Source organism: Aestuariivirga sp. (assembly GCF_044238155.1).
In the GTDB taxonomy this organism is placed as follows: Bacteria; Pseudomonadota; Alphaproteobacteria; order Rhizobiales; family Aestuariivirgaceae; genus Aestuariivirga.
This window is the reverse complement of the sequence record NZ_JBIIDX010000070.1, coordinates 1-16907: the sequence shown is the minus strand read 5'-3', so window position 1 is coordinate 16907 and position 16907 is coordinate 1. Positions and strand designations below refer to the sequence as shown.

Annotated in this window: 10 protein-coding genes; 9 read left to right on the top strand and 1 reads right to left on the bottom strand. The window is 56.8% G+C overall.

Annotated elements, in window-relative coordinates; genetic code table 11:
* From ACILRN_RS09050 to ACILRN_RS09015, 8 genes are all read left to right on the top strand, one after another.
* Nucleotides 1–470, top strand: a 470-nt coding sequence (locus ACILRN_RS09050) for a helix-turn-helix domain-containing protein (RefSeq protein ID WP_395687525.1), incomplete at its 5' end; no start/stop codon positions are given.
* A 93-nt stretch (nt 471–563) separates the two neighbouring features.
* The gene (dnaN, locus tag ACILRN_RS09045; protein ID WP_395687523.1) at nt 564–1676 is read left to right on the top strand and encodes a DNA polymerase III subunit beta; all 1113 of its coding nucleotides are present in this window, start codon (nt 564–566) and stop codon (nt 1674–1676) included.
* An 8-nt stretch (nt 1677–1684) separates the two neighbouring features.
* Complete coding sequence (gene recF / locus ACILRN_RS09040) at nt 1685–2839, top strand: DNA replication/repair protein RecF (RefSeq protein WP_395687521.1); 1155 nt, start codon at nt 1685–1687, stop codon at nt 2837–2839.
* Nucleotides 2839–5265 (top strand): DNA topoisomerase (ATP-hydrolyzing) subunit B, encoded by a 2427-nt coding sequence (gyrB, locus tag ACILRN_RS09035; RefSeq protein WP_395687519.1) that lies wholly within the window; start codon nt 2839–2841, stop codon nt 5263–5265. The genes recF and gyrB overlap by 1 nt, the downstream gene beginning before the upstream one ends.
* 222 nt (nt 5266–5487) lie before the next feature.
* Nucleotides 5488–8022, top strand: a complete 2535-nt coding sequence (locus ACILRN_RS09030; protein WP_395687518.1) for a beta strand repeat-containing protein — start codon at nt 5488–5490, stop codon at nt 8020–8022.
* 19 nt (nt 8023–8041) lie between these two features.
* Nucleotides 8042–10030 carry a glycosyl transferase gene (locus ACILRN_RS09025; protein ID WP_395687517.1) on the top strand — a complete coding sequence of 663 codons (1989 nt, stop codon included), beginning with the start codon at nt 8042–8044 and terminating at the stop codon, nt 10028–10030.
* 108 nt (nt 10031–10138) lie between these two features.
* Nucleotides 10139–11299 (top strand): serine hydrolase domain-containing protein, encoded by a 1161-nt coding sequence (locus ACILRN_RS09020; RefSeq protein WP_395687516.1) that lies wholly within the window; start codon nt 10139–10141, stop codon nt 11297–11299.
* Nucleotides 11296–12906, top strand: a complete 1611-nt coding sequence (locus ACILRN_RS09015; RefSeq protein WP_395687514.1) for a N,N-dimethylformamidase beta subunit family domain-containing protein — start codon at nt 11296–11298, stop codon at nt 12904–12906. Before ACILRN_RS09020 ends, ACILRN_RS09015 begins: the two co-directional genes overlap by 4 nt.
* A 424-nt stretch (nt 12907–13330) precedes the next feature.
* Here ACILRN_RS09015 and ACILRN_RS09010 read toward each other — a convergent pair whose 3' ends face one another.
* Nucleotides 13331–15073 carry an amidohydrolase gene (locus tag ACILRN_RS09010; protein ID WP_395687512.1) on the bottom strand — a complete coding sequence of 581 codons (1743 nt, stop codon included), beginning with the start codon at nt 15071–15073 and terminating at the stop codon, nt 13331–13333.
* A gap of 786 nt (nt 15074–15859) precedes the next feature.
* On the opposite strand from ACILRN_RS09010, the gene ACILRN_RS09005 reads away from it, so the two are divergent.
* Entirely contained in the window at nt 15860–16750 is an 891-nt protein-coding gene (locus ACILRN_RS09005; RefSeq protein WP_395687510.1) for a hypothetical protein, read from the top strand.
* Nucleotides 16751–16907 lie beyond the last annotated feature (157 nt).

Below are 16907 nucleotides of genomic sequence, written 5' to 3'. Positions count from 1 at the left end.
CAGTCCTCATCCCCCCTGAGGTGCTGGAATTTGTTGCAAATCGCATCGTAGGGTCGGGGCGTGAACTGGAAGGTGCGCTGAACCGCATCGCTGCATATCAGCAGTTCAATCAGGCGGCGGTGACACTCGATCTGGCTTCTCTGGTCCTGCGGGATATGCAGGCTGCCCCCGATGGCTCACGCATCAGGATCGACGATATTCTGAAGGTGGTGGGCCGTCACTTCAATGTGGGACGTACAGATCTTCTGTCCCCGCGGCGCGCCCGGAGTGTCGTCGTCCCACGCCAGATTGGCATGTATTTGGCAAAGAAGATGACTGCACGCTCGCTGCCGGAAATAGGCCGCAGGTTTGGTGGGCGTGATCACTCGACTGTGCTGCACGCTGTGCGGAAAATTGAGGATCAGATCAAGACAGATGACCGCCTTGCCCGCGAGGTGGCCTTGCTGATCCGCCTTGTGGAACAAGGATAAAACTGGAATCTTCCCCTTGAACTTCATGTTCAACCGGGCCAAAGTTTACGGCCCGGCAGGCGGCCGGGCAGTCCAATGAGGGATTATCCGGCTATGCGCGTTACGATCGAAAGGTCAGCCTTCCTCAAGGCACTCACGCATGTTCAGAGTGTGGTGGAGCGTCGCAATACAATCCCCATACTCTCGAATGTCCTGTTGCAGGCTGCGCAAGGTCGCCTGAAGTTGACCGCGACTGATCTCGATATAGAAATCGTCGAAAGCGTGCCCGCCGACGTAAGCCGTGGTGGTGCGGCGACGGTACCCGCCCACATGCTCTATGATATTGTGCGAAAGCTTCCTGATGGCGCCCAGCTCGAGCTTGAGCATGCCAAAGACGGTCAGCGCATGTCGATCTTTGCCGGCCGTTCCCGTTTCTCCCTGCAGGCCCTGCCGCATGAGGACTTCCCCGATCTTGCAGCGGGCGATTTTCCCAATAGCTTTGCAGTCACGGCGGTTGATCTGCTGGGTTTGATCGAGAAAACCCGGTTTGCTATTTCCTCGGAGGAGACGCGCTACTATCTCAACGGCATATATCTCCATGAAGTTCCCGCCGGGGGCTTGCTCCGGGCCGTTGCGACTGACGGCCACCGTCTTGCTCAGGCGCAGATTGTGCGGCCAGAAGGCGCGAAAGGCATGGCGGGTGTGATTGTGCCGCGGAAGACCGTTCTGGAGGTCGTCAAGCTCTTCGAGGGCATCGACGGAGCTGTCGATGTGGCGCTCTCTGCTGCAAAAATACGATTTTCGGCGGGTGATCTCGTGCTCACCTCCAAGCTCATTGATGGTACTTTCCCCGATTATGAACGTGTGATCCCGCGTAACAACGACAAGACATTGACGCTCGACACAGCGTCCTTTGCTGCTGCCGTTGATCGGGTCTCCACCATCTCCATGGAAAAGAGCCGTGCCGTAAAGCTGCAGATTGGTGGCAACAAGGTGGTGTTGGCCGTCAACAATCCTGACTCAGGTTCAGCTGAGGAGGAGGTCGTCTGTGACTATGGAGCAGGACCGATCGATATCGGCTTCAATGCCCGCTACCTGATGGATGTGGCCGGCCAGATGAAGTCCGACAAGATGGAGTTCCATCTGGCGGATTCTGGCTCTCCCACCATCATCCGTGATCCTGCGGATGAGCAGGCCCTCTATGTGCTCATGCCCATGCGGGTATAAGCCTGTTAGTGACCGGGTCTCCTCTACGCGCAATCCGCCGGTTAACCCTGACGGGCTTCCGGAACTATGCCGCGCTGCGGATTGAAACGTCGGCGCAGCTGGTGGCTCTGGCGGGAGCAAATGGAGCAGGCAAGACCAATATCCTTGAGGCTATTTCTTTGCTCGTACCCGGCCGGGGGCTGCGCGGTGCGGGCTTCGAGGAACTGGCCAGGCAGGGCGCTGCGCCCAGTTGGGCAATCGCCGCCGGCGTGGAGACCGAATCGGGTCTAGCTGCAATAGGGACTGGCTGGAGCGGCCAGTCGGAAGCTGGCGATGGCGGCGGACGAATCGTGGTCATGGATGGAGTGGTCCAGAAAAGCCTGACAGCCCTCGCGGGCGCCATGCGCCTGATCTGGCTGACGCCTGCCCAGGACAGGCTGTTTGCTGGGCCCGCCTCGGAGCGTCGCCGCTTCCTGGACCGCCTGGTAGCGGCCTGTGACCCTGAACATGCAGCCCGGGCCTCTGTCTTTGAGCGGCTGATGCGGGAGCGCAATCTTCTGCTCGAGGAGAAGCAGCCCGACACGGCCTGGCTGGGCAGTCTCGAAGCACAGATGGCGGAGGCAGCCGTGGCAATTGCGGCCGCCCGGCTGGTTGGATTGGAGGCGCTGAAGGCCCATATCACAGAGGCCCGGTCTGAGAGTTCCTTCCCGTGGGCGGAGTTAGCCCTCCAGGGCGAACTGGAGGCGCTGGTGGCGCAAAAGCCTGCCGTGCAAGTGGAAGACGAATATCGTAGAATCCTGAGCGATTCGCGTGGGCTGGATCGCGCCGCGGGCCGGACCCTGAGGGGCCCTCACCGCAGCGATCTGGAGGTGCAGCACGGCCCAAAGGCGATGCCGGCCGGGCAGTGCTCCACCGGTGAGCAGAAGGCGCTGCTCATTGGTCTGGTTCTGGCCCAGGCGCGAGCTGTTCGGGCGGTGGCCGGCGTGCCGCCCATCCTGCTGCTCGACGAGGTGGCCGCCCATCTCGACCGGTTGCGGCGGAGGAGTTTGCTGGAGGCTCTGGCGGCACTTGGGTCCCAGAGCTGGATGACGGGAACGGACGCCCAGCTGTTCGAGGCGATTGGTGAGACGGGAGTGGTCTTCCATGTGGAGGACGGCGAGGTCAGGGAAGCGATGGACGAGTGATGTCAGAAACAGATAATGCTGCCAGTGGCAATTATGGTGCAGATGCGATCAAGGTCCTTAAGGGGCTCGATGCAGTGCGCAAACGCCCAGGCATGTACATCGGTGACACCGATGACGGTTCGGGTCTTCATCACATGGTCTACGAGGTGGTGGATAATGCCATCGACGAGGCCCTCGCCGGACATGCAACGCGTGTCACGGTCACGCTGAATGCGGATGGCTCCTGCACAGTCACCGACAATGGCCGGGGCATTCCCACCGACATCCATCCAAGCGAAGGTGTCTCTGCCGCAGAGGTCATCATGACCCAGCTGCATGCTGGCGGAAAATTCGACCAGAATTCCTACAAGGTCTCCGGTGGACTGCATGGTGTCGGCGTCTCCGTCGTCAACGCCCTCTCCACCAAGCTGAAGCTCACGATCTTCCGTAACGACCAGGAACATTTCATGAGCTTCACCCATGGTGAAGCCGATGCCCCGCTCAAGATCGTCGGTAAAGCGCCCGGCAGGCGTGGCACCGAAGTGACATTCCTGCCCTCTCCGCAGACCTTCACCAAGACCGAGTTCGACTTTGCGACGCTCGAACACCGGCTCCGTGAACTTGCCTTCCTCAATTCGGGTGTCCGTATCCTGCTCGCAGACAAGCGGGGAGTAGAGCCGCGCGACGTCGAGTTGTTCTATGAAGGTGGGATCGCTGCCTTCGTTCGGTATCTCGACCGCACCAAGCAGGCCGTTCTGCCCGATCCGATCATGATTCATGGCGAAAAGGATGGAATAACAGTTGATTGTGCGCTGTGGTGGAACGACAGCTATCATGAGAATGTACTGTGTTTCACCAACAACATCCCGCAGCGCGACGGTGGAACCCATCTTGCCGGATTCAGGGGCGCTTTGACCCGCGTGGTCAACAACTATGCCAATGACAGCGGCATCGCCAAGAAGGAGAAAGTACAGCTCACCGGCGATGATGCGCGAGAAGCGCTTACCTGCGTCTTGTCGGTCAAGGTGCCTGATCCGAAGTTTTCATCTCAAACGAAAGACAAGCTGGTGTCTTCGGAAGTACGGCCCGTAGTCGAAGGCCTTGTCAATGATCAGCTTGGCGCCTGGTTCGAAGAGCATCCAGGCGAGGCCAGGGCAATCGTGTCCAAGGTTGTGGAGGCCGCTGCCGCTCGTGAAGCGGCACGCAAAGCCCGCGAGTTGACCCGCCGCAAGGGAGCGCTTGATGTCTCTTCGCTGCCTGGTAAGCTTGCCGACTGTCAGGAACGTGACCCGGCGAAGTCGGAGCTGTTCATCGTCGAGGGCGACTCGGCTGGTGGTTCCGCCAAGCAGGCGCGACAGCGTGAAAACCAGGCAGTCCTCCCGCTGCGGGGCAAGATCCTCAATGTCGAGCGTGCACGCTTCGACAAGATGCTGTCATCTGCAGAAATTGGAACACTCATCACTGCGCTTGGCACCGGTATTGGCCGTGAAGAATTCAATATCGAGAAGCTTCGTTATCACAAGATCGTCATCATGACGGATGCTGATGTCGATGGTGCGCATATCCGCACTCTATTGCTCACGTTCTTCTATCGCCAGATGCCGGAGGTGATCGAGCGTGGACACCTGTTCATCGCCCAACCACCGCTCTACAAAGTGAAGCGTGGTTCTTCGGAGCAGTATCTCAAGGATTCAAAGGCTCTCGAGTCTTATCTCATTGATACCGGACTCGAAAATACCACGCTTGTTCTGGCTGATGGCACCGAGCGTGCAGGAGCGGATCTCCGTACAATCGTCGAAGAAGCTCTTGGAGTGCGTGCGGCTCTTGACGCGCTTCATTCCCGCTATCCGCGGCCACTGATTGAGCAGGCCGCGATTGCCGGCGTACTCAATCCGGAGGTTTTGGCAAGCCCCGAGCAGGCGGCTGCCGCCGCCTCCTACATCGCCCGCCGGCTTGATGCCATTGCCGAGGAAACGGAACGAGGCTGGATTGGTGAGCCCACATCTGATGGGGGCCTGAGCTTCGCCCGCGAAGTGCGCGGTGTGAAGGAAAGCTGGATGCTCGATGGCAAGCTTATCGGCTCGGCCGATGCACTCCGGCTTGACCGCAGGGCGGATCATCTTCAGGAGATCTATGGCAAGCCCGCGCGGCTTCGGCGCAAGGATGGCGAGACCATCATCCATGGCCCGACTGGTCTTCTGGATGCCATATTTGCCGTTGGCCGCAAAGGCATCACCATGCAGCGCTACAAAGGCCTTGGCGAAATGAACCCCGAACAATTGTGGGAAACGACCCTCGACCCGAATGTACGCACGCTATTGCGTGTCAAGGTATCAGAGCTTGATGTAGCTGACGATATCTTCACCAAGCTGATGGGAGATGTGGTGGAGCCCCGGCGTGATTTCATTCGCGAAAACGCTCTCAGCGTCGCCAACCTTGATGTCTAGAAAATTTTTTAACGCGTCGTTCAGAACTGCCATCTAGACTCTTGCATTGCGGAAGCCGGGCTATGATTGGCCCGCGGGCATGATGCCGCCGCTTGCATTGCCCCAACCCTTGTCCGACAGGCGCTTCAGTCTCGCACAGGGTTGTGGGGTCAGCATGTATGTTCCAGATTGAAAGGTTTAGCCGGGACGCAAGACGCGTGCGTCCGTAGGGGAGCTCCTCTGATGTCGATCGTTTCCTCTCTGTCCACGCGGCAGATCGCATCGCTCAGCACCACCGCCATCCAGTCGCTCTCCGTGACCGACGTCCAGGCATTGAGCAGTAGTCAGGTCGGAGCCTTGACGGCAACTCAGATCAACGCGATGGAGACAACGGATCTCTCCGCACTTGATACAACACAAATTCAGGCGATCTCGACCGCAGCAATCCGGTCGCTTCTTGCAACAACCATCATCAATCTGGAAGACACTCAGGCCGCTGCGCTGACGTCGACGCAGATTGGCGTACTTCAGGCCTACGCCGTGGAAGCACTGGAAACAACCGACATCCAGGCCTGGACAACCACTCAGCTGGCTGCTCTGACAACGCGGCAGATCGCCGGACTCAGCACAACTGCCATCAGTGACTTCGCAGAGTCCCAGATTGGCCTGCTCACCACAACTCAGGTCCGCGGGCTCACCGTTACCCAACTCAACAATCTTGGCGCCACACAGCTCAACGCCGTAAACATCGCGAATCTTACCACAACCCAGATCCGCGGTCTCAATGCAACGGCTGCTGCAGCCCTGTCCACCACACAGGCGCAATCACTATCTGCTGCCCAGATCGGCGTTCTGGCAACGGCAAGCATTGACGCCCTGAGCTCCGAGGAAATCCAGGGCTGGTCAACTACGCAACTTGCCGCTCTCACCTCGCGTCAGCTCGCAGGTCTTTCGACAACGGCGCTGGCAGACCTTTCAGAGACCCAACTAGGCCAGCTTACGACAACCCAGCTGCGTGGGCTGACCACAACGCAGCTGAATAGTCTTGGCACGGTTCAGCTAAATGCCATTAATGCGGCAGACCTATCTGTGAATCAGATTCGAGGCATGAATGCCACTGCACTTGATGCGCTAACCACCGCCCAGGCCCAATCGCTGACAGCCACGCAGATCACAGCTCTGACCGCAACTGGCCTCGGAGCCCTGGCCTCGGACGAAATTCAGGGTTGGTCCACAACCCAGCTTGGCGCGATTACGTCTCAGCAGCTCAGCGCACTTTCGACCACTCAGCTCGCAGACTTCTCTGACACCCAGCTTGGCCAGCTGACAACGACCCAGCTTCGCGGCCTGACAGCGACGCAGTTGAACAATCTTGCATCCACGCAACTCAATGCTCTCAACATCGTGGATCTCTCGGCCAACCAGTTTGCTGGCCTCAATGCCACTGCCATTGATGCGCTCACCTCAACCCAGGCCCGTGCCATCAGCGTAACCCAGATCACCGCCATGACTGCAACTGCCCTGGCGGCGATTGACTCCACTGATCTTCAGGTCTGGAGCACAACCCAGCTCGCGGCCATCACCACTCGTCAGTTGTCACTTTTGAGCACGACGGCACTGGCAAACTTTTCTGATACGCAGCTTGGCCTTCTCTCCACTACGCAGCTTCGGGGCCTCACCACGGTCCAGCTCAATAATCTGGCCACCACGCAACTTAACGCTCTCAACGCTCCTGATCTTTCTACCGCACAGATACGCGGCATGACCGTAACCGCGCTTGATGCTCTCTCAACCGCTCAGGTTCAGGCGCTCGCTGCACCTCAGATTGCCGTGCTCGCCGCAACCGGTCTCGCCGCATTGAGTTCTGACGAAATTCAGGGATGGTCTACCACTCAGCTCGCAGCGCTGACGTCGCAGCAGCTTGTTGGACTTTCGGCGACGGAGATAGGTGATTTCTCGACGACCCAGTTTTCAAACCTGACGTCATCACAGCTGCGGGGACTCACGGCAGCACAGCTCAACGCCATCGACTCGTCTTATCTTGAAGTCCTCGAACTGACCAAGCTCAGCACCCAGCAGGTGGCAGGGCTCAATGCCACCGCCGCAGGCAATCTGACAGGCACGCAGGTCCAGACTCTTGCAGCAACTCAACTCGCATCCCTGTCTGCAACTGCCTTGGCTGCCCTGTCCTCTACGGACATACAACAGTGGACAACCACACAGCTCGCAGCCATTACATCCTCACAGCTGGGGCTTCTCAGCACAGCGGCGATTTCTGACTTCTCCGATACCCAGCTTGGCCAGTTCACATCAACCCAGCTACGCGGCCTGAGCACAACCCAGCTCAACGATCTTGACACGGCGCAGATCACGATGCTTGCGGCGTCATCTTTCTCGACACTGCAGGTCGCTGGCCTGACATCAACGAGCCTTACGCGTCTTACCGAAACCCAGATTGGTTCTCTTGACGCCAATCAGTTCCGCGCCATCCAGCCGAGCGCCCTCAACAGCCTTGGAACGACCATATTCGCGGCGCTTACCACAACTCAGGCCGGAGCGCTTACGGCGACCCAGCTTACAGCTCTCAGCACAACGAACTTTTCCGCACTGACTGAGACGAGCGGAATTCCTTCACTCGCAACAGCGAGTATCAGCGGCATTACGACCAGCCAGATTGCTGAATTGACGAGTGCGCAGGCGAATGCCTTCACCACTTCTCAGCTTGGCTTGATGAATACTGAACAGATTGCCGCCTTGATCCTCATCAGCAACAGCTAAACAGGGATAAATCATCGCCTTGCAGCCCTCGATCGCCGAGCTGTTCCGTGAGGCCGAGTGCCTCGAAGCAACCCAATCTGCTGCGGCAGCCGCTGTCCTCTACAGTCGCTGGATTGCGCTTAATCCAGATGATCCGCACCTTGCTGCAGCCTATTTCAATATGGCGGTAGTATTGCAGCGCAGTGGAGACCAATATGGCGCTATAAATGCTCTGCGTGAGGCAATCCGGATCAATCCGGACTTTCATCCTCCCTACATCAATCTTGGCCGGCTGCTGGAAGAAAGTGGTCAGCCTGGCTTGGCCGTCCAGCAGTGGCTGGCACTTGCTTCAAGAACAGGCGTTATAACCGGGTCGGCCTTGCGGCACAAGCTGATGGCGCTGTTGCAGGCTGGGCGTGTGCTGGAGACGAATCACCTTGAAGCGGCGGCTGAGGATACGTTGCGGCAGGTTATCGATCTGTCGCCAGATCAGTCACAAGCCGTGCAGCATTGGATTGCATTGCGGCAGAAACAATGTAAATGGCCTGCCATTAACGGATGGGATGGCGTGGAAAGCCGGCGCTTGCTTGCAAGTATCTCGCCACTGTCTGCTGCCGTCCTGTTTGATGACCCGGTATTCCAACTCGCGCGCTCGGCTGTCTATGCAAAACTGAACGTTGCCCGCCCAAAGACTGCGACGCCTGATCATACCACTCGCATGGCTCAGCGCCCCCCTCGTCTGAAGGTGGGGTATGTCTCTTCTGATCTTCGCGAGCATGCGGTGGGTTTTGGGATTTCGGAGGTCATGGAACTGCATGACGCTGATCAGTTTGACATTCATGCCTATTATTGCGGCATTGAGCGAGAGGATGAGACCAAGGCGCGTATTCGCTCGGCTGTCAAAAGCTGGACTGATATCGCAGCGTTATCGGACGATGAAGCAGCAGCCAAAGTGGCTGCAGACCAGATCGACATTCTGGTGGATCTCAATGGCTACACGCGTGATGCCCGGACAGGTGTATTTGCCCGGCAACCAGCCCCGATCCAGGTCAATTGGTATGGATTTCCCGGCAGCATGGGAACAGCCTATCACCATTACATCATTGCCGATGCTCATATTGTGCCTCAGGCAAACGAGATCTATTTCTCCGAGAAGGTTGTCCGGCTTTCCTGTTATCAGCCAAATGACAGGAATCGCCGAATTGCGACAGAGCTGCCGCAGCGCAGGGCAGAAGGACTTCCCGACACCGGGTTTGTATTCTGCTGCCTGAACGGCACGCAGAAGATCACGCCCCAGGTCTTCGCCGCCTGGATGAAGATCCTGTCGGGCGTTGCTGGCAGCGTCCTCTGGCTGCTCCAGTCGTCGCCTGAGACCGACGCGCGGCTGCGTCAAATGGCTGCAGCTGCCGGCATTGCGCCTGAACGCATCTGTTTTGCACCAAAGCGGCCAAATCCCCAGCATCTTGCCCGCTATGTTCTGGCTGATCTCTTTCTGGATACCTTCCCCTATGGTGCGCATACCACCGCTTCTGACGCAATGTGGATGGGAACACCGGTTGTCACCCTCGAGGGCCGTGGCTTCGCTGCGCGTGTCTGTGCCGGGCTGGTCCGGTCGGCGGGGCTGTCAGAACTCGTCTGCGAGAATCTTGACGACTATGTAGCCCGCGCAACAACTCTTGCCATGACTCCTGGTGCAATCGCTGGGTTGCGCCAGCGACTGACAGAGGCAAGAACTGCCGCCCCGTTGTTTGATACCCCCCGGCTCGTCAGAGAACTTGAAGTCCTTTATGATCGAATGTGGGGCGAATTCCAGACCGGAACGTTGCCTCAACCCAACTTGGCCAATCTTGCCTGCTACGAAGAAGTTGGCATCGATTTGCTCCTTGATCGCGAGGGTGAGAGCATAGATCCTGCCAGTTATACTGACGCCTTTCTGCGGTGGAGTTCATTTCAACCGCTGCCACCCGACAATCGCCTGTGGCCGCCACCGTCCCATCAACCCAGGCCAATCAAGTATATCGCTGCCTGAACGTCAATCGACCTTGTGGAGGCCTCTGCAGGAAAGGCCTGCCGTGACCTGTTTCAATCTGGCCGGAATCTGCTTTAGTCTGTGGCAATCAGTGCAGGCAGGAGCAGCATGGGCGACAAATCTCCAGAGGCAAGCCTCGCCAATTGGCGACAGCATCCCCACAGTATCTGGGGTTTTACCCATGTGCACGAGTTTTTGCCCGTAGCGCCAATCTCCGGGGCTGTCAGTGGTGGCATGTTGCCGATGGGCGCAGCACTCGATCTCGCGGACGTTCCAGTGCGGTGGCAGGGTGAGGTTCTGTCAGCCGAGACTGTGCTTGGGCTCACGCATACCGATGGTTTGATGGTTCTCCAGGATGGTGCGCGCATCGTTGAGCGCTACCTTAATCAGTCGCCTGAGGCTCGCCATATCGTGTTCTCCGTCAGCAAGTCGATATCTGCCATGCTTGCCGGTGTGCTGGTCGAGCAGGGTCTTCTCGATCCCGACGCCCCTGTCACGCGCTATGTCCCTGAGGCCGGTCATTCAGCCTATGGTGATTGTACGGTACGTCATGTCCTCGACATGACCGTCAGCATTCGTTTCACGGAAGACTATCTTGATCCCCTGGGTGATGTTGCTCGCTACCGGGTTGCCATGGGCTGGAATCCTCCTGGCGCTGTGTCTGATGTTGAGGGCCTCCAAGCCTTCGTGGCGGGTTTGCCAAAAGCGATGTACGAACATGGGCACCGCTTTCATTATGTTTCGCCCAATACCGATATGCTGGGCTGGATTCTTGAGCGTGCGGGTGGCGCACCTTTTGCTACGCTACTCTCGCGTGCCATCTGGCAACCTGCGGGAATGGCAACAGGTGCCATCATCACGCTTGATCGGTTCGGTGCTCCGCGGACTGCGGGCGGGATTTGTACGACGCTCTCCGATCTTGCCCGATTTGGCGAGTTGATAAGGTCTGACGGCAACCACGGCGGCAACCAAGTCGTACCAAAGAAATGGATTGATGACATTCGTCACAATGGGGATGCGCTCGCCTGGTCTCGTGGCGAAATGGCCAGCCTCTTTCCACGTGGTCGCTACAGGTCCAAGTGGTATGTGCCGCAGCCATCTGGTGAGGTGATCTGTGCCATCGGTATTCATGGACAGTGGATCTATATTGATTCAGGCGCAAACGTGGTTGTGGTGAAACAGTCTTCGCAGCCAATCCCGGCGGATGATCATCTTGACCGGCTGACGCTCGCCATGTTTGAGGCCATTGCCGGAGCGTTGAAAAAATGAGTGGGGTTTTTCCAGAGCGCGACGAAGCCTGGCTTAAACAGGCAGTACTTGGGAATTATGCCGAACGGCCCTTCGCCGAAGCACCGCGCGAGCCTCGTATCTGGAGTTACACCAGCAGGTTATCCTACAAGGCTGGAGATCTCGTTAAGGTGAGTACGTGTACAAATCAATCCAGCTATGCGGTCGAGGTAATCCGTGACGGGCACATGCGGCAATCCATGCTTCGTTTCGATGGACTGCGCGGAACCTGGCGCGATACGCCGTCGGATTGCTCGGTTGTCGGTTGTGGCTGGCCGGTGTCGCTCGAGTTTTCGATTGGTGCCGACTGGCCGTCAGGTGGCTATATTCTTCGCAGCCATGCTGGCGCTGATGTTCATGAACACGTCTTCATCGTCAGGCCAGGGCAGCGGAATATGCGGCATAAGCGTTTGTTGTTGATTGCGGCCACTGCGACCTGGACAGCTTATAATGATTGGGGCGGCTCGAACCATTACCAGGGCTATTGCGGCCCGGAGGGCAATCGCTTTTCTCCCATCCTCAGCATCGAGCGCCCGCTAGCCCGCGGTTTTGCCAGCTTGCCACCGGAGGCGCCGCGTGCCGTGCTGACCGAGGACCCCCCACTCATGTCGGAGCCACGCTATCCACATATGGAGTGGGCCTATGCCAATGGCTATTCCAAGAAATACATGTCGGCCGGCTGGGCCAGTTTCGAAAGCCACTTTGTACGCTGGGCGGAGGGAGCAGGCTATCAACCCGACATCATCAGTCAGACTGATCTTCATCTTGATCCGGATCTGATCGACGGATACCCGTGTATTGCCCTCGTTGGGCATGATGAGTACTGGTCCTGGGAGATGCGTGACGCTGTTGATGCCTACGTCATGCGCGGTGGTCGCGTTGCCCGGTTCGCAGGAAATTTCATGTGGCAGATCCGGCTTGAAGAAGAAGGTCGGCGGCAGGTCTGCTACAAATACTTGGCCCGCGCCGAGGATCCACTGATGGTGACCGGTCCGCGTCATTTGGTCACTGAGTCGTGGGAAGCGCCAGAAATTGGCAGGCCTGGCGCAGCAAGTTTCGGTCTCAATGCCACGCACGGCCTTTATGCCTCATGGTCGGGTTGCTCGCCCCGTGGTGCAAAAGGCTTTCCAGTTTACCGACCGGAACATTGGGCCTTTGCTGGTACCGGGCTTTATTATGGTGACATACTCGGTGCCCGGTCATGCATCTTTGGCTATGAGGTCGACGGCTTGCCTTATGAAATCCGGGGCGGCCTTCCGTATCCGGCCGATCCTTCCCGGGCACCGGACGGCATCTCGATACTCGCACTGGGCCTGTCTGCAACACTGGAGGAAGGTCCGACGATCCGCCCTGGCCATAGCTTTCTCGGTAGCGAGGATGCGGAGTATGTTGCATCAGTACTCACTGGTCGGAGCGATGCTGCCGCCGTCGAGGCCACCAAGCGTGGCTGCGGCATGATTGTCAGTTTTGCCAAGGGCAGGGGTGAGGTCTTTCATGCTGGTACCTGTGACTGGGTCATGGGCCTGGCCCGCGGGGACGCAGCGGTCATTCAGGTCACCCGGAATGTACTGGACCGATTTCTAGGCTGACAATTCTTTGGCCTTGGCCATATTTTGCCAAGTCCCGTGACAGCCTCGTGCACCTGAAACAAGAAATTGACGTGCCATCTTGTGCAGCGGCAGATCTCAAACCGGGCATATTGCATGGTGATCCTGCATGGCCGCGCCTTACGGAACTTGCAAAACCGCAAGAACCCGGCCCCTGGCCTGGGTTGGCATGGAGGATGCCCATGGTGATGTGGCCAAAGCGGAGTGTTTCGCGCTGCCTTTGCAAGAAGCCAGACCGACAACTGGTTCAAGGGCACAGAATGCACCCTTGCGCATGTCGCGGGGCTTGCATGACAAACTCTCTGCTGCTGTGTCGCCAAGGCGCACCGCGACAGTCATGACAGGTCGGTCTCCTGAAAGTTGAAATCGCCAGGATCAGATCAGGTTCTTACCGACCTAAGGCGCTCTAGGCGCGATAGAGCGTCTTTCCTCTCTTGATGGTTTCAACCACCTTGATCTCCCTGATCATGTCTGGAGGAACAGTAAGGGGATTGGCGTCAATGATCACGAGGTCGGCGGACTTGCCTGCGGTAATCGTACCCTTCGAGGTCTCTTCGCGATAGCTGTAGGCGACATTCCGGGTTGCTGCAAGCAGTGCAGCATATGGACTGATCTGCTCTTCCGGTCCCAGCACCTGCCCGGAGAGTGTCTTCCGGCTTACGGCAGTCCAGATGGCTTCCATCATGTTTGGAGAAGCAGACGGGCAATCACAGTGCAGCATTGTCCGCAGGCCAAGCTTCGAAGCAGAGGCCAGAGGTGACTCGAGGCTCGCCCGTTCCGGTCCCAGCAGCTTCATCTGAAGGTCGCCATAGATCATCATGTGAGGTGGCATCATGGATGCCCCAATGTCGAGGGCCTTATAGATCTCCAACTGGTCTGGCCTCACGAAATACGAGTGTGCGATACTGGTTCGCCGGTCATCGGCTCGTCCTGTCGCTGCAATTGCTTTCTGAATGGCTGCAAGACTTAGATCAATTCCCGCGTCGCCGTTGCTGTAGACGAAGAGTTGAATGCCATTTTCGTAAGCATAGCCCACCCAATGCTCGACTATCTCCTGCGGCAACAGAATGCCTTTCCAGCCGTCAGGAAACCCAGTGGTATCCAGATAGGGCTTGCTGAAAGCTGCCAGTCGAAGCTGGGGAGCCGCATCGGTTGCAACCTGATATCCCGGAATTTTCAGGCCCCGGCCATCATGGCTGTAGGCGCCCCACGTCCAGTCAGCGTTCTTGACCATCTCTCCTGTCGCAGCGTCCGATATGGAAGGCATTCCTATGACATCGAGGGATATAGAGCCCCGGTCAAAGGCTGTCCGCAGATCCTTCACCTCCTGAGGTGTCAGCTGATAGCTCTGAACCGTCGTATAACCCTGCTGAGCCAGCAAAGCCTCAGCAGCCGCGAAAGTCCTGAGCGTCTGTTCCTCGGAGTAGGATCCGACTGCCGCCTCCCGTGCTGCAAGAAAGGGTGTGAACGTCAGCTCGCCGGTGAGCTTCCCGGTCTCTGGATCCTTGACGATTTCGCCAGGCTTTGTGACTTCGGTCTGGGCTGTGAGACCCAACTTGGCAATCCCGGCGCTGTTGACCTGACCTGTCAAGGTCGAGAGAGTACAGATCATCACTGGCGTTTCTGGAAATGCCGAATCGAGATCTGCCAGGCTGAGTGGTCCATCCGACAGCAGGGCTGCAATATAGCCATAACCGATGATCCAGCCATTGAACGGTACTGCTTGCTTCAGCGCCTTGATGACATCAGCCTTGTCACGCGGAGGAGTGGGGCTGAAGTAAGCAAGATTGACGCCAAGGGTCTGCTGTGCAAGGAGCGTGAAGTGCCCCCACGAATCAATGAAGCCCGGCAGCATTGTATGGCCCTGAAGGTCGATCTGCGTGGCTTCCGGTACAGTCGCAATGGCTCCTTCCATCGGTCCTGCAAAGGCAATTTTCCCATCCTTGATCGCTACGGCTTCCACATAGTCTGGTGTATCTCCCTCCATGGTAAGAATATTGCCGTTGTGGAAGATGGCTGGTAGTTGGTGCTCGATAGATGGTGAGGATGAGTCCTGTGCCATGGCTGGCCCCACATCGACCGATGCCACTGCAGAAAAGGCGGCTGCTCCCGCTTTCATGAAATCGCGACGGTCAATCTTGCTGGTCATCTAAGTATTTCCTCGCTTGCTGGAACGGAGTTTGACTTTGTTTCGGCAGAATGCAACGATTCATGCCCATTCACTCGATCATTCAGAAGAAAACTGGTAGAGCCAGTCTTGTGCATGATCATTTGGTCCAATAGATCAATTCGGCTATCCGGCCTGTCGAAGGTCGCTTCGGAGTAGCGATTGTCTCAAGGGTTAAGAGGGAAGCGGGAGTTCGATGCGACTTGAGAAACGCCGGAATCACCGGTTGTAAATTCCCTGAAATTTGGAAAATATCAACTGGTCACCCGAAAGACCTCTTGCCGTTATCGTAGAGCTGCCTGTTCATGCGGCAGAACGTGAGCCTCGGCAACTCCAAGGCAGAGGCTGTTACATGAGCATCGCCCAATCACTATCTGCCCATCTGAAATCCAAGTGTCGTTTGCGAAAGTTTTTAATCGAGCTGCCCTGCGTCGAGGAAAGCATCACAGAATATCCTTGCCAGACCAGCATGCTGCCTTGGCTGGGGTGAAAAGCGGTCATTGGACGATCTGATGTCGACAGCAATTATGGTGTCGTTGGAGTCACTGATGAAGGTAATGAAACAGAATCTGCAACAAAGAGTCAGCATGGACATATTACTTAGACTGTGCAGCAGGACTGGTCTGCAAACATTAGTTCCCGCCCAAGATTCTAGAAGCAAGGGAGAACGCAATCTGCGATGAAGAATCAACTATTCAGAAGTTCGCGCACTATCCTGTATGACCGCAACGCCATGCATGCGCCGGCCTTGACGTATTGCGGAACCAAGTGCAACTTGACAAACGCATTGATCAGAGTTCCCTAAAAGCCATGTACCACATATCGGTTGTTGAGCCTCAAGGTTACATACACTCCCGAGTATTTGATGAGCTTGTAAGCCTGGTCAAATTTTCAATCCTACAAATGGGAAAGTCATGCTCCGTAGGTACAAATACGCTTGTTAACAACCGTACGAACATCATCGTTGGATGCCATCTGATTCCTGACGGCGTGAATCTGGACTTTCCAGCCTCGTCTATTTTTCTGAACACCGAGCCACTTTTTTCCCAGAACAACATCAAATGGTCGAGGCGAGTGGTAGCCTATGCAAAGCAATTTCGCGTGTGGGACTATAACGCGAAGAATGTCAATACGCTCACAATGCTTGGTGCTAGGGATGCGCGCCTTCTGAGGGTTGGCTATCAGCCGGAACTAGCGGTTATTCCTAAGTCACCTTCACTTGACATTGACGTTCTATTCTATGGCAGCCGCAATAAGAGGCGTCTTGCAGTCCTTCAGGATATCCAAGCGCGTGGAATGAAAGTTGTGGCACTGCTTGGTGTATACGGAAAGGCGCGTGATGATCTCATCGCCCGTTCCAAGGTGGTGCTCAACATGCAGTATTTTGATCAGCGGAATTTTGAGATTATTCGCGTCTTTTATCTGATGACGAACGCAAAGGCGGTTGTGACTGAACTGGGACCCAATACCCTTGTCGAGCGGCGGTTTCTGTCTGGTCTAAAAGCGGTGCCTTATGATTCACTGCTCACAACATGTGAAAGGCTGGTTGCGGATCATGCTGAGCGGCAGGCACTCGAATCAGCTGCGCTCAGAACCATTATGGCTTATCCTCAGGTAGAATTTATGTCTCCCTTGCTTGAGGGAGACAGGAAAAATTAGGTCGCCGGCGTAGGGCATGCATGACTCCGGCATGTAAGCGTCAAATGAATGGTGAACGTAGCCTTGAGCGACTCTGAACTTGTTTATTGTGATGGGAGGAACGATTGCGTCGTTGAAATTGTGAAGATCATTGTCAGTCTCTGCCAAGAATCGCAAT

Coding starts and splice junctions, on each gene's coding strand:
- dnaN (WP_395687523.1), top strand. CDS start 564: ATGCGCGTTACGATCGAAAGGTCAGCCTTCCTCAAGGCACTCACGCAT.
- gyrB (WP_395687519.1), top strand. CDS start 2,839: ATGTCAGAAACAGATAATGCTGCCAGTGGCAATTATGGTGCAGATGCG.
- ACILRN_RS09030 (WP_395687518.1), top strand. CDS start 5,488: ATGTCGATCGTTTCCTCTCTGTCCACGCGGCAGATCGCATCGCTCAGC.
- ACILRN_RS09020 (WP_395687516.1), top strand. CDS start 10,139: ATGGGCGACAAATCTCCAGAGGCAAGCCTCGCCAATTGGCGACAGCAT.
- ACILRN_RS09015 (WP_395687514.1), top strand. CDS start 11,296: ATGAGTGGGGTTTTTCCAGAGCGCGACGAAGCCTGGCTTAAACAGGCA.
- ACILRN_RS09010 (WP_395687512.1), bottom strand. CDS start 15,073: ATGACCAGCAAGATTGACCGTCGCGATTTCATGAAAGCGGGAGCAGCC.